Here is a 24,294-nt window from a genome sequence, read left to right as displayed (position 1 = left end):
GGGATGACATCCCAAGACGAATGGTTGACGGTCGAGTCCATCGACCTGGAGGCGCAAGGCGTGGCCCACCGCGCCGATGGCAAAGTGGTTTTCATCGACGGCGCGCTGCCCGGTGAGCAGGCACAGGTTCAGATCGGCAGGCGTAAGAACAACTGGGAGCAAGGAACCTTGCTGGCCCTGCGGAAAGAAAGCAGCCAGCGCGTGCGGCCAACTTGCCCTCACTTCGGCCTTCACACGGGCGCTTGTGGGGGCTGCAAGATGCAGCATTTGCACCCCAGTGCCCAGGTGGCGGTGAAGCAACGCGCGCTCGAAGACAACCTCAAGCATTTGGCCAAGGTCGTGCCCGACCGGGTGCTTCGCCCCATGGAGGGGGCGCCTTGGGGCTACCGAAAGCGCGCTCGCTTGTCCGTGCGCTACGTGGCGAAAAAGGGCGTTGTGTTGATCGGCTTTCACGAGCGCAAGAGCCGCTACGTGGCTGACATGGAAACCTGTGCCGTGCTCCCGCCCAAGGTCAGTGCCATGTTGATGCCCCTGAGGGACCTGATCGGGCGGATGGAGGCCCGGGAGCGGTTGCCGCAGATTGAATTGGCCATGGGCGATGACGTCACCGCCTTGGTGCTTCGCCACCTAGAGCCCTTGTCAGCACCTGACATCGAACTCTTGCGGGCGTTCGCGAAACAGCACGATGTTCAATGGTGGTTGCAGCCCAAGGGGCCGGAGACCGTGCGTTTGCTCGATGCAGGTGGGCCAATCTTGGCGTACCGCTTGCCCGAGTTTGGCGTGACGATGCCGTTCCGTCCCACGGACTTCACGCAGGTGAACCACGACATCAACCGGCTGCTGGTGGAGCGTGCCTTGCGCTTGTTGGCCGTCCAACCGGACGAGCGGGTCATCGACTGGTTTTGTGGTTTGGGCAACTTCACCCTGCCACTGGCGCGTCAAGCGAGTCAGGTGCTGGGCATCGAAGGCAGTGACACGTTGGTGGCGCGTTCGCGAGAGAACGCCCGGTTCAACGGCATCGACAACGTGGCGTTCGAGGCCCGAAATCTATTCGAGTTGGCCCCCCTCGACTTCGTGAAGTATGGGTCAGCTCGGCGATGGTTGGTGGATCCGCCGAGGGAGGGGGCATTTGCCCTGGCCAAGGCGGTGGCCGACGCGGTGGCAGACCCCAGCTTGGCGCCGGGGTGGCAACCGCCCGAGCGCATCGTGTATGTCAGCTGCAATCCAGCCACGCTTGCGAGAGACGCTGGTGTGTTGGTCCATTTGGCAGGCTACCGATTGAGTGCCGCTGGTGTGGTCAACATGTTCCCGCACACCGCGCACACGGAAAGCATCGCGGTCTTCGACCGGCCATAAAAAAGGGGGCTCGACAGCCCCCTTTTGTTTGCATTTGCGGGAAGACTTACTCGCGGTCTCCGCCGAACACACCCAGCAACGACAGCAGGCTTTGGAAGATGTTGAACAGGTCCAAGTAGACGGCCAGCGTGGCGGTGACGTAATTGGTCTCTCCGCCGTCCATGATGCGCTTGAGGTCGTACAACAGGAACGCACTGAACAACCCCAGCATGGCCACCAGGATCGTCAGCATCAATGCGCTGGACGCCAGGAAGACATTGGCCACGACCGCGACGAGCAGGATCACCGCGCCAACGGTCAGGAACTTGCCCATGTTGGACAGGTCCCGCTTGATCACCGCCGCCAACATGGCCATCGTGCAGAACACGGCCGCAGTGCCACCAAACGCGACGCCGATCAGCGTGCCGCCGTTGGAGAAGCCCAGCACCCGGCCCACCAGCCGCGACAGCATCAAGCCCATGAAGAACGTGAAGCCCAGCAGCAAGTAAACGCCAGCTGCGCGGTTCTTGTTTTTCTCGATGGCCCACATTAGTCCGAATGAGACGCCCAAGAACAAGACCAGGGACAAACCAACGCCCATGTTGGCCAAGAGGCCGGTGGTCACCCCCAGCCAAGCCCCAGCAACGGTGGGCAAGAGCGACACGGCGAGCAGCGCGTACGTGTTGCGCAGCACGCGATTGCGCTCTTGCGCGCTGGCGACGTAGTTGCCGAAATGGCCTTGCAGCGGTTGATTCATCGGGAAGGCTCCTGATAGAAATGGAAACAACATTGATTTTAGGAACTGGTGGCACATGGGTCGAAGCCTTCCCAATTCAAGGGCCTTGGCTGCGCCGCGGGCGAAATGGCGGTCCGGCTATACTCCTAAGGTTTACCCTGAACCAGCGCGCCTCGAACCCACACTCCTTCGAATCCCCAGCAGAGGCCGCATGAATTGAGGCAGGCGGGGCGCGCTCACAACGGAGCCGCCTTTTGTCATTGCCCAACCCTTCCACCGGCGCTGCGCTGCTGGTGCTCGCTGACGGTTCACGATTCCTCGGCCACGCCATTGGCGCCACTGGCCGGACGGTCGGTGAGTTGGTGTTCAACACGGCCTTGACCGGGTACCAGGAGATCCTGACCGACCCCAGTTACTGCCGCCAAATCGTCACCCTGACGTACCCGCACATCGGCAACTACGGCGTCACGGACGAGGACCTGGAGTCCCCCCACATTCACGCCGCGGGCTTGGTGGTGCGGCAGGTGCCGGCCAACCCCAGCAACTTCCGCAGCCAACGGCGCTTGCAGGACTACCTGGTGGACGAGGGCTGCGTGGGCATCGCTGGCATCGATACCCGACGCCTGACGCGCATCTTGCGCCGCACCGGGGCACAGAATGCCTGCATCGTGGCCTTGGAGCCGGGGCGGGCGGTGAGCGAGTCGGACTGGGCCGACGCCCTCTCTGCCGCGCAGTCAGCGCCCAGCATGGCGGGCCAGGACTTGGCCAAGGTGGTCAGCCGCGCCGACGAGGCCGAGTGGATCGAGGGGGAGTGGGCCTTGGGCGAGGGGTTCACGCGCCCCGCGCAACGGCCTTTCCACGTGGTGGCCTATGACTTTGGCGTCAAGCGCAACATCCTGCGGATGCTGACTTCTCGCGGTTGCCGCGTGACGGTGGTGCCGGCGCAAACGCCTGCCTCCCGGGTGTTGGAACTCGCGCCGGACGGTGTGTTTTTGTCCAACGGCCCCGGCGACCCCGAACCCTGTGATTACGCGATCGCGGCCACGCAAACCTTGGTCGAGCGGGGCATCCCTACGTTCGGTATTTGTCTGGGGCACCAGATTCTGGCGCTGGCCAGTGGGGCCAAGACGTACAAGATGAAGTTCGGTCATCATGGGGGCAACCATCCCGTCAAGGACCTGGACACTGGTCGCGTCAGCATCACCAGCCAGAACCACGGTTTTGCGGTAGATGCCGACACCCTGCCGGCCACGCTCCGCGCCACCCACGTCAGCCTCTTCGACGGCAGCCTGCAGGGCATCGCCCGCACGGACCAACCCGCTTTCAGCTTCCAGGGCCACCCCGAAGCCAGCCCGGGGCCGCATGACATCGGCACCCTGTTCGATCGTTTCGTTGCCCTGATGGAGAACAAGAAGAATGCCTAAGCGCCAAGACCTCAAAAGCATCCTGATCATCGGCGCTGGCCCCATCGTCATCGGCCAGGCCTGCGAGTTCGACTACTCCGGCGCCCAGGCCTGCAAGGCACTGCGGGAAGAGGGTTATCGCGTCATCCTGGTCAACAGCAATCCGGCAACGATCATGACCGACCCGGAGACGGCCGATGCAACCTACATCGAGCCCATCACCTGGCAGGTGGTGGAGAAGATCATCGCCAAAGAGCGCCCAGACGCTGTGCTTCCCACGATGGGGGGCCAGACGGCCCTGAATTGCGCGCTGGACCTGCACCGCGAAGGCGTGTTGGCCAAGTACGGCGTTGAGATGATCGGCGCCAACGAGCACGCCATCGAGAAGGCCGAAGACCGCAGCAAGTTCAAGGACGCGATGACCAAGATCGGCCTGGACTCGGCCAAGAGCGGCATCGCGCACTCGCTGGAAGAGGCTTGGGCCGTGCAACGGCGCATCCAAGCGGAGATCGGCGGCAGTGGCTTCCCCATGGTGATCCGCCCCAGCTTCACCCTGGGCGGCAGCGGTGGCGGCATCGCCTACAACCCGGAAGAGTTTGAAGAGATCTGCAAGCGCGGCTTGGACCTTTCGCCCACCAACGAGTTGCTGATCGAAGAGAGCTTGCTGGGCTGGAAGGAGTACGAGATGGAAGTTGTGCGCGACCGCGCCGACAACTGCATCATCGTGTGCTCGATCGAGAACCTGGACCCGATGGGCATCCACACGGGCGACTCCATCACGGTGGCCCCGGCGCAAACGCTGACCGACAAGGAGTACCAGCGCCTGCGCAATGCCTCCATCGCCATCCTTCGTGAAATTGGCGTGGACACCGGCGGCTCCAACGTGCAGTTCTCGATCAATCCGGCCAACGGCCGCATGATCGTCATCGAAATGAACCCGCGCGTGTCGCGCTCATCGGCCTTGGCCTCCAAGGCCACCGGCTTCCCGATCGCCAAGATCGCCGCCAAGTTGTCGGTGGGCTACACCTTGGACGAGCTGAAGAACGACATCACGGGCGGCGCGACCCCGGCGTCGTTTGAGCCCAGCATCGACTACGTCGTCACCAAGATCCCGCGCTTCGCCTTCGAAAAGTTCCCAATGGCCGACTCGCGTTTGACGACGCAAATGAAGTCGGTGGGCGAGGTGATGGCCATGGGCCGCAGCTTCCAAGAGAGCTTCCAGAAGGCCCTGCGTGGCCTGGAGACGGGCATCGACGGCCTGACGCCCAAGAGCAGCGACCGCGACGAAATTCTGGAGCAGATCGGCGAAGCCCGGCCCGATCGCATCCTTTACCTGGCGGACGCCTTCCGAGTGGGCATCCCGTTCGACGAAGTCCAGCGCGAGACCGCCATCGACCCGTGGTTCTTGCGCGAGATCGCCGAGATCATCGAGGCCGAGCAGCGCTTGCAGGGACGCACCTTGGTCAGCTTGGATGCGGCCGAACTGCGCGCGTACAAGCAAATGGGCTTTAGCGACAAGCGCTTGGCCGCGCTGCTGGGGACCAACCAGCACGCGGTGCGCGCCCAGCGCCACGCACTGAACGTTCGTCCCGTGTACAAGCGGGTGGACACCTGTGCGGCTGAGTTCGCAACGGAGACGGCCTACCTCTACTCGACCTACGACGAGGAGTGCGAGGCCGAGCCCACCGACAAGAAGAAGATCATGGTGCTCGGTGGCGGGCCGAACCGCATCGGCCAGGGCATCGAGTTCGACTACTGCTGCGTGCATGCCGCCATGGCCATGCGCGAAGACGGGTACGAGACCATCATGGTCAACTGCAACCCGGAAACCGTGTCGACCGACTACGACACCAGCGACCGCCTCTACTTCGAACCGGTGACGCTGGAAGACGTGCTGGAGATCGTCGACAAGGAAAAGCCGGTCGGGGTGATCGTGCAGTACGGCGGACAGACGCCGCTGAAGCTGGCGCTCGACTTGGAGCGTGCCGGCGTGCCCATCATTGGCACGACTCCCGACAGCATTGACGTGGCCGAAGACCGCGAGCGCTTCCAGCAGCTCTTGCATGCGCTGGGCTTGAAGCAGCCGCCCAATCGCACCGCTCGGACCGAAGACGCTGCGCTGCAACTGGCCAACGAGATCGGTTACCCGCTGGTCGTGCGCCCCAGCTACGTGTTGGGCGGCCGGGCGATGGAGATCGTGCACGGCGACAAGGACTTGGAGCGCTACATGCGTGAGGCGGTGCGCGTGTCCGACAAGTCGCCCGTGCTGCTCGACCGCTTCTTGGAGGACGCGGTCGAAGTCGACGTGGACTGCATCAGCGACGGCGAGGATGTGCTGATCGGCGGGATCATGGAGCACATCGAGGCGGCGGGCATCCACAGCGGTGATTCGGCCTGCTCGCTGCCGCCCTACACCTTGAGCGAGGCTTTGAAGGACGAATTGCGCCGCCAAACCGCTGCGATGGCCAAGGCCTTGAAGGTCGTGGGCCTGATGAACGTGCAGTTTGCTGTGCAAGGCGACGTTACCGCCGGGCTGGATGCTTGCACGGTCTATGTGCTGGAGGTCAATCCACGTGCGTCGCGCACCGTGCCCTTTGTCAGCAAGGCCACGGGCCAGCAACTGGCCAAGATCGCCGCCCGTTGCATGGCCGGCGTGAAGTTGAAGGACCAGAAAGGCCTGGGTGGCGAGGTGCCGCGAGAGGTCACGCCGCCCTACTTCAGCGTCAAAGAAGCGGTGTTCCCCTTCAACAAGTTCCCCGGCGTGGACCCCATCTTGAGCCCCGAGATGCGCTCGACCGGTGAGGTGATGGGCGCGGCCAAGACCTTCGGGGAGGCCATGCTCAAGAGCCAAATTGGGGCAGGTTCGCGTCTGCCGCGCTCGGGCAATGTGCTGATCACCGTGAAGAACGGCGACAAGGCCCGTGCCGTGGCATTGGCCCGGGACTTGCACGCCCTGGGTTTCGGGATCATCGCCACGCGGGGCACAGCAGCGGCCATCGAGGCAGTGGGCGTGCCCGTTCGCTCCATCAACAAGATCAAAGAGGGGCGCCCGAACATCGTGGACTCGATCAAGGGCGGTGACATCCATCTGGTGTTCACCACCGTGGACGAGACTCGCACGGCCATTGCCGACAGCCGCTACATCCGTCAGGCGGCGCTGGCCAACCGGGTTACCTACTACACGACCATGGCCGGCTGTGAGGCCGCGGTCGAAGGCATGAAGCACCAAGATGGGCTCCTGGTGCGCTCTCTGCAAGAGTTGCATGCCGAGCTGACCTAAACTCCAGCCCTACTTTGATGAACGCCGCCGCCCCGGCTTGCCAGGGCGGCGGCTTGTTTTTGACCCGAGCACCATGAGCAACAAGATCCCTTTGACCGTCCGCGGCGCAGAAAAGCTGCGCGAAGAGTTGCAGCGCCTGAAGCACGTCGAACGTCCGGCGGTCATCCAAGCGATCGCCGAGGCCCGCGCCCAGGGTGATTTGAGCGAGAACGCCGAGTACGACGCCGCCAAAGACAAGCAGGGCTTCATCGAAGGCCGCATCCAAGAGGTCGAGGGCAAACTGTCGGCCGCCCAAATCATCGACCCCAAGACCCTGGACGCCGGTGGGCGGGTGGTGTTCGGCGCCACCGTGGACCTCTCGGACGAGAGCGACGGCAAAGAGGTCACCTATCAAATCGTCGGCGACGACGAGGCCGACCTGAAAGAAGGCAAGATTTCCATCAGTTCGCCCATCGCGCGCGCCCTGATCGGCAAAGAGGCCGGTGACGTGGCCGAGGTGCAAGCGCCCGGCGGCGTTCGCGCTTACGAAATCGTCGAGGTGCGCTACGAATAAGGCCCGAGCCCTGCTGGCCGCTGCGTGGTTGGGCCAGCTTCTGTGCGTGGCATTGATGGCCGCGCCGAATGCGTTCGCCACTTTGGCCCGGACCGAGGCTGGAGCCTACGTGGGCAGGCTGTTCTGGATGGATGCCCGGGTGAGCATGCTGCTCGGGGTGCTGCTGCTCTTGGTGGAGCAACGCCGGCAACGACAGCAGCACGAGGGCCGGGTGGTGTTCAACCGGTTTTTGACGCTGCCGGCCGCCGCAGTGTTCCTGGCCGTCTTGGGCTACGACGCACTGCAGCCTTGGATGGCCCAAGCCAAGTCGGGCCAAGCCAGCGCCAGCTTCGCCCTGCTCCATGCGGCGTCGCTGGCCTGTTTTGGCGCCAAGGCTTTGGTCGTTGCGGCCTTGGCGTGGGCCTCGATTACTTCTTGTGACTCTTCGGCCGGGAAGGCTTCGCGCGCTTGATCAGGCCGCCAGGCGTGACCCGCTCGTTGCCCAAGAGGCGCACCTTCTTGACCTGGGGGCGCCGGTTGGCACTCTTCGCCGCCGTCACCACCTTCACGATGCGCGGACCGGGTTTTGCGTCGTCCCGTTCGGTTTTGACCTTTTCCGGCATGGGACGCCAGATGACGAAAAGTTTGCCGATGTGCTGCACGGGGGCCGCGTCGAGGTCGTGGCACAGCTGAACGAAGGCCGCTTCGCGGGCTGCGCGGTCTTCCACCATGGCGCGCACCTTGATCAGTCCGTGGGCCTTCAGTGCCGCATCGGTCTCTTTGATCACGGCGGCCGTCAAACCGTCGCCCCCGATCATCACGACGGGGTCCAGGTGGTGCGCCTGGGCACGCAAATCGCGCCGCTGGGCGCTGTTCAGGGTCAATGCAGTCATTGCGGGATTATCGTTGGGGCATGAAGGTTCAAACCAAGAGCAAGAAGGTCAACAAGGCGTGGTTGAACGACCACATCAACGACCCCTACGTCAAGTTGGCCCAACGCGAGGGCTATCGGTCTCGCGCGGCTTACAAGCTGAAGGAAATCGACGAGGAACTGAGGCTGATCAAGCCGGGCCAGGTGGTGGTGGACCTCGGCGCCGCGCCAGGAGCCTGGAGCCAGTACCTGCGCCGCAAGTTTGCGCCGAAGGTGGCGGGCGTTGGGGGGGCCGCGGTGGGCGAGTTGGACGGGCGCATCTTGGCCTTGGACCTGCTGCCTTTCGAGGCGATCGAGGGCGTGCATTTCATCCAAGGCGACTTTCGCGAGCAGAACGTCGCCGATCAACTGGCCGAGGCCCTGGCTGGCGCGGCCGTGGACGTGGTGGTCTCTGACATGGCCCCCAACCTGTCGGGCATCGAATCGGCCGACGCCGCCCGCATCGAGCATTTGATCGAATTGGCGATCGAGTTCTGCGGGCAGCACCTCAAGCCCGAGGGGACCCTGGTTTGCAAGGTGTTCCATGGCAGTGGTTACAGCCAACTGGTCAAGCTGTTCCAACAGCATTTCCATGTGGTGAAGCCGATCAAGCCCAAGGCCAGCCGCGACCGGTCGGCGGAAACCTTCTTGGTGGGCCGGCGATTGCGCCTCGGCGGCAAGCTCGCACCTTGAACTCCCTAGAATCGGCCGCATCTCTCTGGCCATCACCCTGGGCCGGAGCCTGGAAGGAATGAACAGTGAATAACCAGTGGTTCTCGAAGGTCGCGGTTTGGGCGGTGCTCTTGTTGGCGCTGTTCATGGTCTTCAACCAGTTCAACAAGGCGGCCGCGAGGGCCGACACCATCGGGTATTCCGATTTCCTGAAGCAGGTCAACGCGCGAGAGATCGCCAGCGTCCAGATCCAAGAGGGGCCGGGCAACATCGAAATCACGGCCAAGAAGTCGGACGGGACGACGGTGCGGACGATCGGGTCGGTGTTGGACCGTGGCCTGACCGGCGATTTGATCCGCAATGGGGTTCAGTTCGAGGTCAAGCAGCGCGAAGAGCAGTCGCTCTTGATGACGATCCTGATCAGCTGGGGCCCCATGCTGCTGCTGATCGGCATTTGGATTTACTACATGCGCCAAATGCAGGGCGGCGGCAAAGGCGGAGCCTTCAGCTTCGGCAAGAGCAAGGCCCGCATGCTGGACGAGAACAACAACAGCACGACCTTCGCCGACGTGGCGGGTTGTGACGAGGCCAAGGAAGAGGTCAAGGAACTGGTTGACTTCCTCAAGGACCCGCAGAAGTTCCAGAAGCTGGGCGGCCGCATCCCTCGCGGCGTGCTGTTGGTGGGCCCTCCGGGCACCGGCAAGACCTTGTTGGCCAAAGCGATCGCGGGGGAGGCCAAGGTGCCCTTCTTCACGATTTCGGGCTCGGACTTCGTCGAGATGTTCGTCGGCGTTGGCGCGGCCCGCGTGCGCGACATGTTCGAGCAGGCCAAGAAGAACGCGCCCTGCATCATCTTCATCGACGAGATCGATGCGGTCGGCCGTCACCGCGGTGCCGGGCTTGGGGGTGGCAACGACGAGCGCGAGCAAACGCTGAACCAGATGCTCGTCGAAATGGACGGGTTCGAAACGAACCTGGGCGTGATCGTGATGGCGGCCACCAACCGGCCCGATATCTTGGACCCGGCTTTGCTGCGTCCAGGGCGTTTTGACCGCCAGGTCTACGTGACCCTGCCCGACATCCGCGGCCGCGAGCAAATCCTCAACGTGCACATGCGAAAGGTGCCGTTGGGCGGGGACGTGAAGGCGGAAATCATTGCGCGCGGCACCCCTGGGTTCTCAGGCGCGGACTTGGCCAATTTGGTCAACGAGGCTGCCTTGTTTGCCGCCCGTCGCAGCGCCCGCATCGTGGAGATGATCGACTTCGAGCGCGCCAAGGACAAGATCTTGATGGGCGCCGAACGCCGCTCGATGGTGATGGACGAAGAAGAGCGCCGCAACACGGCGTACCACGAAGCCGGCCACGCCCTGATCGGACGGCTGCTGCCCAAGCTCGATCCGGTGCACAAGGTGACGATCATTCCGCGAGGCCGGGCGTTGGGGGTGACCGTCTCCTTGCCCGAAAAGGATCGCTACAGCACGGACAAGATCCGCATGCTCAGCACCTTGTCCATGCTGTTCGGTGGCCGCATCGCCGAGGAGGTGTTCATGGGGCAAATGACCACGGGCGCCAGCAACGACTTCGAGCGCGCCACGGCCATCGCTCGGGACATGGTCATGCGCTACGGCATGACGGACAGCTTGGGGCCCATGGTCTACGCCGAGAACGAGGGCGAGGTGTTTTTGGGGCGCTCGGTCACGCAGACCAAGAACATCTCCGAGGAAACGATGCGCAAGGTGGATGCCGAAGTGCGCCGCATCATTGACGAGCAGTACGCGGTTGCGCGTCGTTTGATCGAGGAGCACAGCGACAAGATGCATGCGATGGCCAAGGCCCTGCTGGAATGGGAAACCATCGACGGCGACCAGATTGACGACATCATGCAGGGGCGGCCGCCCAGGGCGCCGAAGGAGTCCGGCAGCAGTCCGTCGGACAGCCCTAATGGTGGCGGCGGCACTGCGGTGGCCGAAGCGGGAACCGCCAACGCCGCTGCCGTTTGACCGCACTGTCCTCCGTGCTCACGAAAGGGCCCTCCGGGGCCCTTCGTTCATTGCAGAACCAACATGCATTGGGACACCACCCGCTTTCGCATTGACCTTCGCCAACCTGTGGTGATGGGCATCGTGAACCTCACCCCAGACTCCTTCTCGGACGGGGGGGTGTGCGACTCGCCGCGGGCGGCGCTTCGGCATTGCGAGCAGTTGCTGCGGGAGGGGGCGCTCATGCTGGACCTGGGCGCCGAGTCCAGCCGTCCCGGCGCGCCACGCGTGCCCGCCGACGAGGAGTGGCGGCGCTTGGAGCCGGTGTTGACTGGGGCGCTGTCTCTGGGGGTGCCCATTTCTATCGACACCTGCAAACCGCAAGTGATGCAGCAAGCCTTGGATCTGGGAGCGGACGTCATCAACGACATCCATGCGCTGACGGCGCCTGGCGCCGAAGCGGTTTTGGCGCAGCATCCCCAGGCGGGGGTGTGCTTGATGCACATGCGCGGTGACCCCGCTTCCATGCAGTCGTTGACCCAGTACGCCGACGTGGTGGAGGAGGTGAAGGGCTATTTGGCGGGGCGGGCGAATGCCCTTCAGCGTGCCGGGACGGCTGCCGCCCGAATCGCCTTGGACCCGGGCCTGGGATTTGCCAAGTCCGCAGCGCAGAACCTACGGCTCTCGCAGTGCTTGCCCGCGTTGGCCTTGTTGGGCCACCCGGTGCTGGTCGGTTGGTCGCGCAAGTCCACCTTGGGGTGGATCACGGGTCGTGGTGTAGGCGAACGGCTGGCGGCCAGCGTGACGGCGGCCTTGCTGGCGGCACAGCAAGGTGCCCATGTGTTGCGTGTGCACGATGTGGCCCCCACGGTTGATGCCCTGCGTGTGTGGCGGGCTGCTGGACAATGAAAACAGAACAAATCAAGTTGGATCGCAGACCATGAGCAAGCGACAGTATTTCGGCACCGATGGCATCCGCGGCACCGTGGGCCAACCGCCCATCACGGCGGATTTCGCGATGCGTTTGGGACAAGCCGTTGGGCAAGTGTTGCGTCGCCACGGGGGTGGGCGTCAGCCCACGGTGCTCATTGGCAAAGACACCCGCATTTCGGGCTACATGCTGGAGTCGGCCATGGAGGCCGGGCTCGTGTCCGTGGGGGCCAACGTGCTGCTGACGGGGCCGCTTCCCACCCCTGGGGTTGCTTACTTGACCCGCACCCTTCGTCTGGACCTGGGGGTGGTCATCAGTGCTTCGCACAATCCCTTCGAGGACAACGGCATCAAGTTCTTTTCGGCCAAGGGCGAAAAGCTGCCCGATGCCTGGGAGTTGGAGGTGGAGGCTGCGCTGGAGACGCCGCCCCAGTGGGCGGGCAGTCGCGAGTTGGGCAAGGCGCGCAAACTGGCCGACGCGCGCGGTCGCTACATCGAGTTTTGCAAGGCCTGCTTTGGCGCCGATCTGAGCCTCAAGGGCTTGAAGGTGGTGGTGGACGCCGCCCATGGTGCGGCTTACCACGTGGCGCCCGATGTGCTCCACGAACTCGGCGCCGAAGTGGTGCCCATCGGCTGCAGCCCGGACGGTTTCAACATCAATGCGGGTTTCGGCGCCACGGAGCCCGCCGCACTCCAGGCCGCCGTGCGCGAGCACGGGGCTCACTATGGGGTCGCTCTCGACGGCGACGCCGACCGCCTGCAAATGGTCGATGCCGAGGGGCGCCTGTTTAACGGGGACGAACTGCTTTACCTCTTGGTTCAAGACCGCTTGCAATCCGGGGCGCCTGTGCCCGGCGCAGTGGGCACGCTGATGACCAACATGGCGGTGGAGTTGGCGCTGCAGCGCGCGGGCGTGGGTTTCGTGCGGGCCAAGGTGGGCGATCGCTACGTGCTCGAAGAGTTGGTGGCTCGCGGGTGGCAGTTGGGGGGAGAGGGCTCGGGTCACTTGCTCGCCCTGGACAAGCACACCACGGGCGACGGCATGGTGAGCGCCTTGCTCGTGTTGCAGGCCGTGGTCCGCAGCGGGCGCAGCCTGGCGGAGTTGCTGGCCGACGTTCAACTTTTCCCGCAAACGCTGATCAATGTTCGTTTGCAGGCGGGGCAAGACTGGAAAGGCAACACCGCCTTGCAAGCGGAGCAGGCAGCGGTTGAAGCCGAATTGGGGCGAACCGGTCGGGTGCTGATCCGTGCCTCGGGCACAGAGCCCTTGGTGCGGGTGATGGTGGAGGCCCAAGACGCTGGGCGCGCACGCGCCTGCGCCGAGCGCCTGGCCGCCACGCTGCGTTGATCGCGGGGAGGGCGGGGTGACGCGATCGCGCTGGTTCCGTGCCCTGGCGGTTTTGGGGGTTGTCGTGGGTGCCGTTGCGGTGGCCATCAGCCTGCCATGGGTCAACGACCACGGCGTGCTCGTGGCCATCGCCACGGCGCTGCTCGTGGCCTTGGGGCTGGGTGCCCTGGACGCTTGGCGAACCCAGCGCTTGCTCGCTTGGCTGCGATCGCCCCGGTCCCTGGCACCACCGGCCGAAGAAGGGGCTTGGGGCGATCTGACTTACCGCATTGAGCGTTTGGTCGAAACTAACCGTCGGGAGCTCAAACGCGAGCAGTCGCGGTTGGCGGAATTCCTTCAGGCCATCGAGGCCTCGCCCAACGGCGTGTTGTTGTTGGATGCCAATGAGCAGATCGCGTGGCTCAACGCCCAGGCAGGGCTGCACTTCCAACTTCACCCGCAGCGCGACTTGCAGCAGCGCATCACGAACCTGATTCGGCATCCGGCCTTTGTGCAGCACTTGCAGTCGCGCAACACCCAGCAGGCCGTGACGCTGGCCCTGCACGACGGCCGTAGCATCGCTGTGATGCTGCGCACTTATGGCGAGGGGGCCATGCTGCTGCTCAGCCAAGATGTGAGCGAGCGCGAGCGGAACGATGCCATGCGCCGCGACTTCGTGGCCAATGTGTCGCACGAAATCCGAACCCCGTTGGCGGCGCTCAGTGGCTTCGTGGAAAGCCTGACGACCTTGCGCTTGGACGGGGCGGAGCGGGATCGGGTGCTGGAGCTGATGCGGCAGCAGTCCATGCGGATGCAAGCCCTGGTCGACGACCTGCTGACCCTGGCGCGCTTGGAAGGCAGTCCGAGGCCGAGCCCAGACACCTGGTTTTCGTTGGACGAGTTGATCGGCTTGGTGATCAGCGAGGTGGTCGGTCTCTCCGCCGGTCGGCACCAACTCCATTGGCCTGGCCCCACGGGCTTGGAATTGGCGGGCATCGAGTCGGAGATGCACAGCGCCCTCACGAACTTGCTCAGCAATGCCGTTCGGTACACGGCCGAGCGGGGGCAGATCGCCCTTGGCGTGGAGCAACTGCCCGATGGGGGCGTCGCCCTGCACGTGACCGACACCGGCAGCGGCATCGCGGCCGAGCACTTGCCGCGTTTGACCGAGCGCTTCTACCGCGTGGATGGCAGCCGTTCCAGGGCCACGGGGGGAACTGGCTTGGGCTTGTCGATCGTCAAGCACGTGTGCCAACGCCACGGTGGCGAGCTGCGGGTCGAGAGCGAAGTCGGTGTCGGGTCGGTCTTCAGCTTGGTCTGGCCGGCGCTGCGGGTTCGGGGTGGCGCTGAACCCGCACAGCTCATGCTGGGGGAGGAATCAGCCCCCGCGCCCTTGGCGCTTTTCGGCCGCGAGCGCTGACACCGGCCGCTTGGCCAGCACCCAGTACCTGGCATCGCGTTCGGTCGGGCGCTCCACGGCGCCGGCCACCGACCAACCCGGAGGCGTCTGCGGGGCGGCATCCCTTGGCAAGACCTGAACCATCCAGTCGCACACGAGCGCCGCCTCTGGTGACACCTTGACGGTCCACGCGCCCTGCGTCTCTAGGCTGGCCCACAAGGAGCGGGGAGTTCCGTGCGCCGCCACGCATTGGGCCGTGGCCGGGATGTGCGCTTGCAGGCGCTGAACCAAAGTGGTGTTGGAGCGCCCCAAGTTCAAAGGCTGCAACCACAGCGTCATCACCAGCACCCAAGCCAACACCACCCCCCCTGCCGGGAGGGCGAGGGTGCGCCAAAGCGCGGCGCGCTGTCGGCTGCTGCGCCAGCGCACGAGGGCCACCCATGCGCCGGTGGCGAGCAGGGCCATGAGCAGCATCAGGGGCTCGAAGCGCACCGCCAGGTCCGGCGCCAAGCGCTGGAGGTTGGCGGCCAGTCGCGGGGGCCATGCGGTTTGGAGGGCCAAGTAGTAGGCCCAGATGAACAGGGCGCCCACACTGAAGAAGAAGAGCGAGAACCAATCGACCATGCCACTCCAACTGCGGCGCAGCGTGGGCAAGGCAAATGCGGCGAGCACCGCCAGTGCGGGAAGCGTCAAGAGCAAGGCGCGGTCGCTGCCGCCCATGGCCAACGCAGCCCCCAAACACACCAGCCACTGCGTCAAGGGCACGGCCACGTGCCGGCTGCCCAGGAACGCACGCCAGCGCCACAGCGTCCAGATGGCCAGAGGCAAGGTCGGCCAGGTGAACCAAGCCAGTTGTCGCGTCCAACTGTCGACCTGGGGCCAGGACATGCTGTGCAGTCGCCACCCCCAGGCCCCAATCATGCTGGCCAGTGCGCCACCGAGAAGCATGCCGGTGAGCAAGCCCCAGCGAAGACGGCGGGCGCCTTCGAACCTTGAAAACTGACACACGACAAGACCGCCCAGGCCAAGCAATTGCGCGAGCATGGGCGCCCCAGACAGCGCGAGCCCGGCGAGTGCCAGGACCATGAGGGCTTGTGCACGCCGTCCACGGTACGGGGCGCTTGCCAAGGCGTAGGTCCAGAGGCTGACCCCCAGCAACTGCACGACATCGCCAGTGGCCTCGTGCCCCATTTGCAGGAGGCCCAAAGTGGCCAACAGCGCCAACACGGCCGCATCGGCCATGGCCCGCGCATAGGACACGGTATCCGCCTCCCCGCCAAACGCGAACGGTGCGGGTTGCGCCGACTCGGTGCGGGCAAGGTGGAATGCGGCATACCAGACCAAGGCCAACACACCTGCCAAGGCCAGCACGAACGGCAAACGAGACGCCAGCACCGGGTCGGCGAAGGCGAACAGGCGGATGGCCATCGCTCCGAGCCAGTAGGGCAGCAGGGCCCCGTCCTCCGGTCCAACGCCGGCCAAGGTGGGCTTGAGCCAAGCACTGTCGCCGCGCGCTAGCGACGCCATGTAGCCATAGGCGGTCAGGTCGGCGTGCCGCCAGGCGTCCCGCAGCCACTGACCGGGCAACAGGTAGCACAGGCACAAGACCCAAAGCACCCAGCGCGACAGGGGGCGGGCACCGGCTTCGCTGACGAGGGCAGGAGTGGGGCGGTTCATCAAGGGTGGATGATGGCAACAAAAAAGCAGCCCGCAGGCTGCTCTTTTGGGGGGAAGAAACCCGGGTCGGTGGGACCGGCGATTACTTCTTGAGGTGCGCGAACTTGTTGCGGAACTTCTCGACGCGGCCGCCCAGGTTGTCGACGCTCTTTTGCGTGCCCGTGTAGAACGGGTGGGTTTCGCTGGTGGTTTCCAGCTTCATGAGCGGCAGCTCGCGACCATCTTCCATCTTGATAGTTTCTTTCGTCTGCACCGTCGAGCGGGTGACGAACTTGAAGCCGTTGGACAGGTCCACGAAGCAGACTTCGCGGTAGTTCGGGTGGATGCCGTCTTTCATGAGAACCTCTGCGTGACGTCGGTAGCCGCGACTTCCTCGGTTGGGCGTCGCACTTGCCTTGGGTTTGAGTGCGCAATGCGCGAAAAGCCTGCGAGTATAACGCAGGCCGCAGGTGTTAGCCGCCTTTTCGCATCAGGTCGAAGAAGTCGTGGTTGTTCTTCGTGGCCTTCATCTTTTCGATGAGGAACTCCATCGCCTCAATCTCATCCATCGGATAGAGCAGCTTGCGCAAGATCCAGCTCTTCTGGAGGATCTCCGGCTTCAACAGGAGCTCTTCACGGCGCGTGCCGCTGCGGTTGATCAAGATCGAGGGGTAGACGCGCTTTTCGGCCATGCGGCGATCCAGGTGGATTTCGCAGTTGCCGGTGCCCTTGAATTCCTCGTAGATCACCTCGTCCATCTTGGAGCCGGTGTCGATCAGCGCGGTGCCGATGATGGTCAGCGAACCGCCTTCCTCCACGTTGCGCGCCGCGCCGAAGAAGCGTTTGGGACGCTGAAGTGCGTTGGCGTCGACACCGCCGGTCAGCACCTTGCCCGAACTGGGCAGCACGTTGTTGTAGGCCCGGGCCAGGCGCGTGATCGAGTCCAGCAGGATGACCACGTCCTTCTTGAGTTCCACCAAGCGTTTGGCGCGCTCGATCACCATCTCGGCGACCTGGACATGGCGGGCGGCAGGTTCGTCGAAGGTGGAGCTGATCACCTCGCCGCGCACGGTGCGCAGCATCTCGGTCACTTCCTCGGGGCGCTCGTCCACCAGCAGCACGATGAGGTGGGCGTCAGGGTGGTTGGCCGTGATGGCGTGTGCCAACTGCTGCATCATCATCGTCTTGCCCGTCTTGGGCTGCGCGACGAGCAGGGCGCGCTGGCCTTTGCCGATGGGAGCGATCAGGTCGACGATCCGGCCGATGATGTTGCCGTCGCCCTTGAAGTTCTCGCGCTCGAGCTTGAACTGTTCCGTGGGGAACAGCGGGGTCAAGTTCTCGAACATGATCTTGGCCTTGCTCTCCTCGGGGGAGAGCCCGTTCACGCGGTCCACCTTGACCAGCGCGAAGTAGCGCTCGCCGTCCTTGGGCACGCGCACTTCGCCTTCGACCATGTCGCCGGTGTGCAGGTTGAAGCGCCGCACTTGGCTGGGGCTCAGGTAGATGTCGTCCGTGCTCGCCATGTAGCTGGTGTCGGGCGAGCGCAAGAAGCCGAAGCCATCGGGCAGCACCTCCAGCACGCCATCGCCGAAGACCTGCTCGCCGGCTTTGGCGCGCTTCTTCATGATGGCAAACATCAGCTCTTGCTTGCGCAGGCGGCTGACGTTCTCGATCTCCAGCTCCTCGCCCATCTGGATGAGGGCGGAAACGTGCAGGGCTTTGAGTTCGGAAAGGTGCATGGGGTGTCAGCTGGCTCCAGCGAAGGGCACCCGGTTGGGTGCGTGGCACTGGACTGAAGGCTGGGTGGGGAAGAGGGCCGGGAATCGCCGAGGCATGGCGGGCCGGGATGCTGGGTTCCGAGAACCGGAACCCAGCGGACGCGCAGTTTACAGGTTGGCGTCGAGGAACTGTTGCAACTGCGCCTTGGACAAGGCGCCGACCTTGGTCGCCGCGAGTTGTCCGTCCTTGAACAGCATCAAGGTCGGGATGCCGCGGATGCCGAACTTGGCGGGCACCTCGCGGTTCTCGTCCACGTTCATCTTGGCGATTTGCAGTTTGCCCTGGGTGGCGCTGGCCACTTCGTCCAGGATCGGGGCGATCATCTTGCACGGGCCGCACCACTCGGCCCAGTAATCCACCAGCACCGGGGTGCTGGACTTCAAGACGTCGGCGTCAAAACTGGCGTCCGACACATGCTTGATCAACTCGCTGCTCATGAGGCATTCCTTGCGGGGGGTGGGGCCAAGCGGGGTCATCGACGCCACCTTGGCTGACAGGTTGGGCCCCACACGTGAGGGCAGAATGATTCTTACACAAGGGGTGGATCGCACACATGGGGCAAGGAGAGCGCGTCGAGCACGGCGTGGTGGCGTGGGAGGGCAGGGCAACGGTTGATGGGTTCTGGCAGCAATTCGCCCAGCAGGTGCAGGCGTGGTTGTTGCGCCACAGCGTGGCGATGCGCGATGCCGTGGTCTTGTTGCCGTTCGCCCAGCACCTCGCCATCGCACGCCGTGCGTTTGCCGCCCTGGGGCCCTGGCTGCCACGGTTGGAAACCACCCGCAGCTTGGCCGCGGGGCTCGGCCCCCCCAGGTTGGCACGCCCTGGCGAGTTGATTGGCGAAGGGGCGCTGGACCTGTTGCAGGCCCTGTCGCGACTGCGAGGCAGCGGCCTGGGCAGCGAGGATCCGCGTGCGGACCGTTTGCATGCCAGCCAGTTGTTGGAACTGACCCAAGCCCTGCAGTCGGCCGCTGCATCACTCGGGCCTCAAGGTCGGTCGGCGTATTGGCTGCGGGTCGCGCAGGTCTGGCGGCGCGAGGTCTCGGTCGGGTTGGAATCTGAATTGCTTCGGATCGCCCTGGAATGGGCGCAGCACATCGGGCCGCCAGCCACAGACGTTCTGTTCGAGCACCAGGCGAGCGCGTGGATCTTGTTGGAGTCGGGCCGGCCGGATCATTTGGCGCGAGCGGTTCTGAGCGAAGCGCTGGTGCCGGCGTTGCGGCTCGAGGTGGCCGGGCCTGGGGGCTTGCAGGTGGCGAGCCCATGGCGTGTGCATGAGGTGGACGAGGCGGGCAGCCTGCCAGCGGCTGCGGCCGGGCAGGTGCTTCGCCTTCTGGCGCAGGACGTGCGGCCGGTGCTGATGCCGGCCACCGACCGCGCGCTGATGCGCCAGGTCAAGGCGCTGCTGTTGCCCCATGGCGTGCAGGTGCAGGACGAAACGGGGGGCAGCTTGGCCACCACCGGGCCCGCGGCGGCACTGCGGCATGCCGTTCGCGCAGCTTTGCTGGGCAACATGGACGATTTGCTGGCCTGGGCCAAGAGCCCGTTGGCACCGGTCGGGCTGGAGGGCGTTTCCCCTCTGGAAGCCTGGGCGCGACGGCAGCGGGTCAAGCGCTGGGGCGAATCGGTCCCCGCCAGGGCGCCAGCACAAGCATGGCGCCGCTTGTTGGAGGTGACCCAGCCCCTGCGAGCCGGTGGAGCGCGGCGGCCCTTGCAGCAGTGGCTGCTGGGCCTGCGGCAGATGCTGGCGGCTTGTCTCGCACTCGAGGAGTCCCGCTGGACGGCCCATGATCAAGCGACTTGGCGGGCCTGCAAGGAAACCCTCTGGCTCAGTCGCTCCCCTTGGCCGGGCAGCGCGGCCGAGGGCCTGATGGACCAGGTGTTGGACGCTGCTGAATGGTTGGACTGGGTGGACGAGTCCCTTCAGGATGCCACGCCGACCAGCGAAGACCTTGGGGCGCCCCACGTTGTCATCACCCCCTTGAACCGGGCAGCACTGCGCCCATTCGCCGCGACCGTCTTGGCCGGTGTGGATGTGGGGCGTTGGTCGCTGGGTCGGGTTGCACCTGCCCTGCTTCGGCAGAGCACGGCCGCCGAGTTGGACTTGCCCAACCTGCCAGCGGCTCAGGCGCAGCAGTGGGCGGCCTTGCAGCAGCTGGCGCGACTCCCCCAAGTGGTTTGCGTGCACGCGCGACACGGCGATGGCGTGCCATTGGACTGGGCGCCGCCACTTCAGCGCATGCGCGCCGCGTTCGCCAGCCCCTGGGTCGATGCGGAAGAGGCGCGGCGGCCTGTCGCAACCACCGCCGCGTCGGCGTCGCGCGCGCAGGTGGCGCTGCCTGGCTGGTTGCCCAAGCGCTGGTCGGCCAGCCAAGTGGCAGCCCTTCGCGATTGCCCCTACCAATTCTTTGCCCGCGTTCGCTTGGGGCTGGGCGAGGCGGATGAGATCGATCGTGACCCCGATCCACGAGACTGGGGGCGTTGGCTGCACGCCGTGCTGCAGGTCGCGCACGAGTTGGGCGACCCGGTGGTGCACTGGGACGCGGCCTGTCGCCAAGTGCTGGAGCGCGAAGGAGTGCCAGCACAAGAGGTGTGGCCCTTCCTGGCGCTGTTGCAGCGATGGGGACCGGCCTACCTGTCGTGGTGGCCGGCCGAGGCGAAAGCGGGACGCCGGGTAGAGGCCGTCGAGCGACAGCTTGAAGGGCCCGTGTGGGCCGAAGACCCGCTGCTTTCTTCGGTGATTTGGATCGGACGGGCCGACCGGGTCGACGTGCTGGCTGATGGAAGCACTCAACTGCTGGACTTCAAAACGGGGTCAGCCAGCAGCTTGAAGGCGCGCGTCGAGACCGACCCCCAGCTGCCGTTCTATGCCGCCCTCTTGGCTCACTTGGGGGACCCGGTGCAAGACGCCGCCTACTTGGCCGTGGACTCGAAGACGCGCAGCTTGCAAGCCCTGGCCTGCCCCGACACCCCGCAGGCCGCACGTGAGCTTGTCGATGGCTTGGCCGAGGACCTGCGTCAGCTGCACGCTGGCGAGCCCCTGCGAGCGCTGGGCGAGGGCGTGGCCTGCGAGCACTGCGCGGCACGTGGGGTGTGCCGGAAAGACGATTGGAGTTCGGCATGAGCGGCTTGGCCTACCGAGCGGACGGTCGGGTCGTGCCCGCGGCCGAGTTCTACCGACTGGCTTGCGACCCATCGCGCTCGGTGGTCGTCGAGGCCTGTGCGGGTGCGGGCAAGACTTGGATGCTCGTGTCGCGGCTGCTGCGGGCGCTGCTCGACGGCGTGCCGCCTGAGCAGATCGTGGCCATCACGTTCACGCGCAAGGCCGCGGCCGAAATGCGAGATCGGCTGGGGGTACTGGTGGACGAGTTGTCCGCCGCCGGCGAAGTCCAACGTGTGCAGGCCTTGATCGACCGCGGCGTGTCCAGTGACATCGCGCAGGTGCAGGCGGCATTGCTGCCCGGGCTGGCCGATCGCTTGCGCCAGGCACCGCAGGGCGTGGCGATCTTGACCTTTCATGCGTGGTTCGCCCAGTTGTTGCGGTCGGCGCCGGCCTCCACGCTGGTCGAACTCGGTCTGTCGCCCGAGTTGCAGTTGCTCGACGACGAAAACAGCTTGGCGCGGCCGCTGTGGCGGCGCCTGCATGCCGCGTTGAGCGCCGATCCCGGCCTGCAGGCCGATTACCTGGGGGTCGCTGCACGGCATGGTCGCCGCGCGTTGGATGAATGGCTCTTGGCCGCCTGGGGAAAGCGCGTGGAGATCGAGCGCGCAGGCCCTTCGCTTTGGGAAGCGGTGCCTGCTCCGGAGGGATTGCGGGCCGAGGACGATGGCGCCGAACTGGTGCAAGCCTTGCACACACAACTGACCTGCATGGCGCGGACCCTGGGGCAATCGGCCGGGAAGAAGGCGAGGGATGCCGCCACGGCCCTGGAGCAGGCCCTGGCGCTGAGCGACCCGGTCGAGCGCTTTGAGGCCGTCTGGCGAGCGCTCTTCACGGAGAAGCGCGAGCCCCGAAAGCTGGGCGAGGTCGAAGGGCTGAGCAGCCTGGTGGAGCAATTGGCCTTGATTCAAGCCGCGCGGCGTCAGCAGGCGGCGCGGCGGGACCACCTGGCCGTTGGCCGACTCGCTGGTGCGCTTTTGCGGGCCTGGGCCGACTTGAAGCGCGAGCGTGGCCTCGTGGACATGAGCGACTTGGAGCAGGGGGCCTGTGCCTTGCTAGCCCAGGACGATGCCGCAGCTTGGTTGCAGCAGCGATTGGATGTGCACGTGCGCCTGCTGCTGGTGGACGAGTTCCAAGACACCAGTCCCTTGCAATGGCAGGCGCTGTCGGGTTGGCTGTCCAGTTACAGCGGAGCGGGGGCCAGCGCCCCTTCGGTGTTCTTGGTGGGCGATCCCAAACAAAGCATTTACCGCTTCCGGCGCGCCGAGCCGAGGGTCTTTCTGGAGGCCCAACGCTTCGTCGCGCAGGGCCTTCAAGGGCATTTGCTGGACTGCGACCACACGCGCCGCAATGGCCCCGCCGTCCGGGAGACGGTGAATCGTTGCTTTGCGCGCTTGAGTGCGGCACAGGCCTACCGCGGCTTTCGCGCCCACACCGGGCCTGAGGAGCAACCCACCTGGGCCGGCGTCTGGGCCCTGGACGAACCGGATGCCCCAGCGGCAGGCGGCGGTGAAGGGGCGGCGGAAGAGGGTTGGCGACCGAGCCTGACGCAGGCCCGCCGCGAGCCCGAACTCGCCCGGCGGCAGCCCGAGGCCGAGCGGGTGGCCGCCGCGGTCACGCGCCTGTTGGTCGAGGAGGGGGCATCGCCCTCGTCGCTGATGGTGCTGGCCCGCAAACGAAGCGGTCTGTTGCTGTTGGCCGAGGCCCTGCGATTGCGTGGCATCCCCACCGAGGCCAATGAGGAGCAGCCTTTGCTCGAAGTGCCCATCGTGCGGGACTTGGTGAGCGTTTTGGACGCATTGGCCTCACCCGACCATGACTTGGCCTTGGCCTGTGCACTGCGCAGCGCGATCTTCGGCGTGACCAGTGAAGATTTGCTGACCCTGTGCGACGCGGCCGAAGGACGGGCGTGGTCCGACACCCTGGTGACGCTGGACGAGGCCGGCTCGCCGGCCTTGGCGCGAGCGGCCCAACTCTGGTGCGCCTGGCGGACAACGTGGCGAGATGCACCGCCGTTCGAGGCCCTTGTCGGCATTGTTCGGGAGGCCGATGTGGAGGCTCGGTTGGCCGCGTGCCTGCCGGCCAGCCAAGCCGAATCGCAGTGGGCGGCGGTGCAGGCCCTTTTGACCCTTGCGCTGAACCTCCAAGCCGGGCGCTTCTGGAGCCTGTACGGTTTTGTCCGTGCCCTGCGAGAGCGAGACCCCCTCTGGCAGCCGCCATTGGGCGGGCGAGGGGTGCGCCTGCTGACCGTGCATGGCGCCAAGGGCCTGGAAGCCGACACCGTTGTCTTGCTGGACGCCGATGCCCCACCGCCCAAGGCGCAATCGCAAACCCTGCTGATCGATTGGCCCGTCGACAGCGCGAAGCCCCGACGGGTGGCCTTCGTCGCCAGCGAGGCGAGGCCGCCGCCGCTGCTGCAAGGCTTGATGGACGACGAGCGTGAACAGCGGAAGCGCGAGGAACTCAATGGCTTGTACGTGGCCTTGACCCGGGCGCGCCATCGCTTGATCGTCAGCCGAACCCGGTGGTCGCGCAGCGCCAACGCCACCAGCTGGTGGCAGTTGTTGGGCATGGACCAGGCACCCAGTTGGCCCCAACCGGACCCGGCGGCGCGTCTTGTATCGCCACAGGCGCCCGTGGCGACAACGGTCTGGCGACTGCCCGAATGGCATGCTGCGCCTCGCCCTGAGCCTGTCGTGACCGACGAGGCCGCAGACCCTCGCGCGGCCACGCTCGGCGAGGCTTGGCACCGGGTTCTGGAGTGGGCCACACGCCCCGGTGCGCGCGATGAGCGCGCCGCGTGGTGCGCTGCCGCCAGCCAGATGTATGCCTTGGACGGCGCAGGGGCGATGGCGCTGGCGCGCGCCACCGATGCCGTGCTGGACAGCCCGCACGCGCGCGCCTTCCTGGGTGCCGAGCCCCTCGCGTGGTCGGGCAACGAGGTGGCCGTGGTGCACGAAGGCAAGGACCTTCGGCTGGACCGGTTGGTGAAGCTTCCGGCGCAAGGCGGTCGACCGGCCACTTGGTGGGTTTTGGACTACAAGCTGAACCTGCAGCCCTTGCGGCAGCCCGCGTACTTGGTGCAGATGAAGACCTACCTCGCCGCGGTGGCGGCCATGCAGCCCGGCGAGCTTGTTCGGGGAGCCTTCATCAGCGCCGATGGTCGGGTGCACGAGGCCGACTAGAATGGCGGGCTTGG

General features: G+C 65.4%; 18 protein-coding genes. 12 read left to right on the top strand and 6 right to left on the bottom strand.

All coding sequences use genetic code 11. From position 1 onward, the window contains the following. Positions 1–3 precede the first annotated feature (3 nt). On the top strand, positions 4–1,356 hold the full coding sequence (gene rlmD / locus EOD73_RS04035; protein ID WP_127681085.1) for a 23S rRNA (uracil(1939)-C(5))-methyltransferase RlmD: 1,353 nt from the start codon (positions 4–6) through the stop codon (positions 1,354–1,356). Between the two features lie 46 nt (positions 1,357–1,402). Here the strand turns inward: rlmD and EOD73_RS04030 are convergent, their stop codons facing one another. Continuing rightward, positions 1,403–2,092 (bottom strand): Bax inhibitor-1 family protein, encoded by a 690-nt coding sequence (locus EOD73_RS04030; RefSeq protein ID WP_127681083.1) that lies wholly within the window; start codon positions 2,090–2,092, stop codon positions 1,403–1,405. 233 nt (positions 2,093–2,325) lie between these two features. Between EOD73_RS04030 and carA the strand changes: the two genes are divergently transcribed. The 4 genes from carA to EOD73_RS04010 all read left to right on the top strand — a co-directional run bounded on the left by carA (position 2,326) and on the right by EOD73_RS04010 (position 7,758). After that, positions 2,326–3,495, top strand: a complete 1,170-nt coding sequence (carA, locus tag EOD73_RS04025; RefSeq protein ID WP_240660584.1) for a glutamine-hydrolyzing carbamoyl-phosphate synthase small subunit — start codon at positions 2,326–2,328, stop codon at positions 3,493–3,495. Beyond that, a complete protein-coding gene (gene carB, locus EOD73_RS04020) occupies positions 3,488–6,754 on the top strand; it encodes a carbamoyl-phosphate synthase large subunit (protein ID WP_127681081.1) in 3,267 nt (1,088 codons plus the stop codon). Before carA ends, carB begins: the two co-directional genes overlap by 8 nt. A gap of 73 nt (positions 6,755–6,827) precedes the next feature. Next, positions 6,828–7,307, top strand: coding sequence for a transcription elongation factor GreA (gene greA / locus EOD73_RS04015; protein ID WP_127681079.1), 480 nt, complete (start codon positions 6,828–6,830; stop codon positions 7,305–7,307). Next, positions 7,237–7,758, top strand: a complete 522-nt coding sequence (locus EOD73_RS04010; RefSeq protein WP_259370320.1) for a DUF4149 domain-containing protein — start codon at positions 7,237–7,239, stop codon at positions 7,756–7,758. The genes greA and EOD73_RS04010 overlap by 71 nt, the downstream gene beginning before the upstream one ends. On the opposite strand, the gene EOD73_RS04005 is transcribed toward EOD73_RS04010, so the two are convergent. Next, a complete protein-coding gene (locus tag EOD73_RS04005; protein WP_127681075.1) occupies positions 7,715–8,179 on the bottom strand; it encodes a YhbY family RNA-binding protein in 465 nt (154 codons plus the stop codon). The two genes, EOD73_RS04010 and EOD73_RS04005, sit on opposite strands and share 44 nt — an antisense overlap. Before the next feature lie 20 nt (positions 8,180–8,199). On the opposite strand from EOD73_RS04005, the gene EOD73_RS04000 reads away from it, so the two are divergent. The 5 genes from EOD73_RS04000 (at position 8,200) to phoR (ending at position 14,524) form a co-directional block, all read left to right on the top strand. Next, the gene (locus tag EOD73_RS04000) at positions 8,200–8,889 is read left to right on the top strand and encodes an RlmE family RNA methyltransferase (RefSeq protein WP_127681073.1); all 690 of its coding nucleotides are present in this window, start codon (positions 8,200–8,202) and stop codon (positions 8,887–8,889) included. Positions 8,890–8,954: 65 nt separating this feature from the next. Continuing rightward, a complete protein-coding gene (gene ftsH, locus EOD73_RS03995) occupies positions 8,955–10,868 on the top strand; it encodes an ATP-dependent zinc metalloprotease FtsH (protein ID WP_127681071.1) in 1,914 nt (637 codons plus the stop codon). Between the two features lie 63 nt (positions 10,869–10,931). After that, positions 10,932–11,756, top strand: a complete 825-nt coding sequence (gene folP / locus EOD73_RS03990; protein WP_127681069.1) for a dihydropteroate synthase — start codon at positions 10,932–10,934, stop codon at positions 11,754–11,756. A gap of 31 nt (positions 11,757–11,787) precedes the next feature. Beyond that, entirely contained in the window at positions 11,788–13,125 is a 1,338-nt protein-coding gene (gene glmM, locus EOD73_RS03985) for a phosphoglucosamine mutase (RefSeq protein WP_127681067.1), read from the top strand. A gap of 16 nt (positions 13,126–13,141) precedes the next feature. Then, positions 13,142–14,524 (top strand): phosphate regulon sensor histidine kinase PhoR, encoded by a 1,383-nt coding sequence (gene phoR / locus EOD73_RS03980; protein ID WP_127681065.1) that lies wholly within the window; start codon positions 13,142–13,144, stop codon positions 14,522–14,524. Here phoR and EOD73_RS03975 read toward each other — a convergent pair. From EOD73_RS03975 to trxA, 4 genes are all read right to left on the bottom strand, one after another. Beyond that, the gene (locus tag EOD73_RS03975; RefSeq protein ID WP_127681063.1) at positions 14,483–16,180 is read right to left on the bottom strand and encodes a glycosyltransferase family protein; all 1,698 of its coding nucleotides are present in this window, start codon (positions 16,178–16,180) and stop codon (positions 14,483–14,485) included. The genes phoR and EOD73_RS03975 overlap by 42 nt on opposite strands. 82 nt (positions 16,181–16,262) lie before the next feature. Beyond that, on the bottom strand, positions 16,263–16,517 hold the full coding sequence (locus EOD73_RS03970; protein WP_127681061.1) for a type B 50S ribosomal protein L31: 255 nt from the start codon (positions 16,515–16,517) through the stop codon (positions 16,263–16,265). Between the two features lie 115 nt (positions 16,518–16,632). Next, positions 16,633–17,898: a transcription termination factor Rho gene (rho, locus tag EOD73_RS03965; protein WP_127681059.1), complete on the bottom strand. Its 1,266-nt coding sequence runs from the start codon at positions 17,896–17,898 to the stop codon at positions 16,633–16,635. 147 nt (positions 17,899–18,045) lie between these two features. Continuing rightward, positions 18,046–18,375 carry a thioredoxin TrxA gene (trxA, locus tag EOD73_RS03960; RefSeq protein ID WP_127681057.1) on the bottom strand — a complete coding sequence of 110 codons (330 nt, stop codon included), beginning with the start codon at positions 18,373–18,375 and terminating at the stop codon, positions 18,046–18,048. 116 nt (positions 18,376–18,491) lie between these two features. Between trxA and EOD73_RS03955 the strand changes: the two genes are divergently transcribed. Further along, the gene (locus tag EOD73_RS03955) at positions 18,492–21,059 is read left to right on the top strand and encodes a PD-(D/E)XK nuclease family protein (protein WP_127681055.1); all 2,568 of its coding nucleotides are present in this window, start codon (positions 18,492–18,494) and stop codon (positions 21,057–21,059) included. Further along, a complete protein-coding gene (locus EOD73_RS03950; protein WP_127681053.1) occupies positions 21,056–24,280 on the top strand; it encodes a UvrD-helicase domain-containing protein in 3,225 nt (1,074 codons plus the stop codon). The genes EOD73_RS03955 and EOD73_RS03950 overlap by 4 nt, the downstream gene beginning before the upstream one ends. Positions 24,281–24,294: the final 14 nt, after the last annotated feature.

Source organism: Inhella crocodyli (genome assembly GCF_004004565.1).
Lineage (GTDB): Bacteria > Pseudomonadota > Gammaproteobacteria > Burkholderiales > Burkholderiaceae_C > Inhella > Inhella crocodyli.
The sequence above is the reverse complement of the archived record's forward strand: the minus strand, read 5'-3'. Positions and strand labels throughout refer to the sequence as shown.

Excerpts from the sequence above, each read along its gene's own strand:
- rho (WP_127681059.1), bottom strand. The coding sequence starts at position 17,898 with ATGCACCTTTCCGAACTCAAAGCCCTGCACGTTTCCGCCCTCATCCAG.
- rlmD (WP_127681085.1), top strand. The coding sequence starts at position 4 with ATGACATCCCAAGACGAATGGTTGACGGTCGAGTCCATCGACCTGGAG.
- greA (WP_127681079.1), top strand. The coding sequence starts at position 6,828 with ATGAGCAACAAGATCCCTTTGACCGTCCGCGGCGCAGAAAAGCTGCGC.
- EOD73_RS04030 (WP_127681083.1), bottom strand. The coding sequence starts at position 2,092 with ATGAATCAACCGCTGCAAGGCCATTTCGGCAACTACGTCGCCAGCGCG.
- EOD73_RS03975 (WP_127681063.1), bottom strand. The coding sequence starts at position 16,180 with ATGAACCGCCCCACTCCTGCCCTCGTCAGCGAAGCCGGTGCCCGCCCC.
- EOD73_RS03950 (WP_127681053.1), top strand. The coding sequence starts at position 21,056 with ATGAGCGGCTTGGCCTACCGAGCGGACGGTCGGGTCGTGCCCGCGGCC.
- EOD73_RS04000 (WP_127681073.1), top strand. The coding sequence starts at position 8,200 with ATGAAGGTTCAAACCAAGAGCAAGAAGGTCAACAAGGCGTGGTTGAAC.
- folP (WP_127681069.1), top strand. The coding sequence starts at position 10,932 with ATGCATTGGGACACCACCCGCTTTCGCATTGACCTTCGCCAACCTGTG.
- carB (WP_127681081.1), top strand. The coding sequence starts at position 3,488 with ATGCCTAAGCGCCAAGACCTCAAAAGCATCCTGATCATCGGCGCTGGC.
- EOD73_RS04005 (WP_127681075.1), bottom strand. The coding sequence starts at position 8,179 with ATGACTGCATTGACCCTGAACAGCGCCCAGCGGCGCGATTTGCGTGCC.
- trxA (WP_127681057.1), bottom strand. The coding sequence starts at position 18,375 with ATGAGCAGCGAGTTGATCAAGCATGTGTCGGACGCCAGTTTTGACGCC.
- EOD73_RS03955 (WP_127681055.1), top strand. The coding sequence starts at position 18,492 with ATGGGGCAAGGAGAGCGCGTCGAGCACGGCGTGGTGGCGTGGGAGGGC.
- glmM (WP_127681067.1), top strand. The coding sequence starts at position 11,788 with ATGAGCAAGCGACAGTATTTCGGCACCGATGGCATCCGCGGCACCGTG.
- EOD73_RS03970 (WP_127681061.1), bottom strand. The coding sequence starts at position 16,517 with ATGAAAGACGGCATCCACCCGAACTACCGCGAAGTCTGCTTCGTGGAC.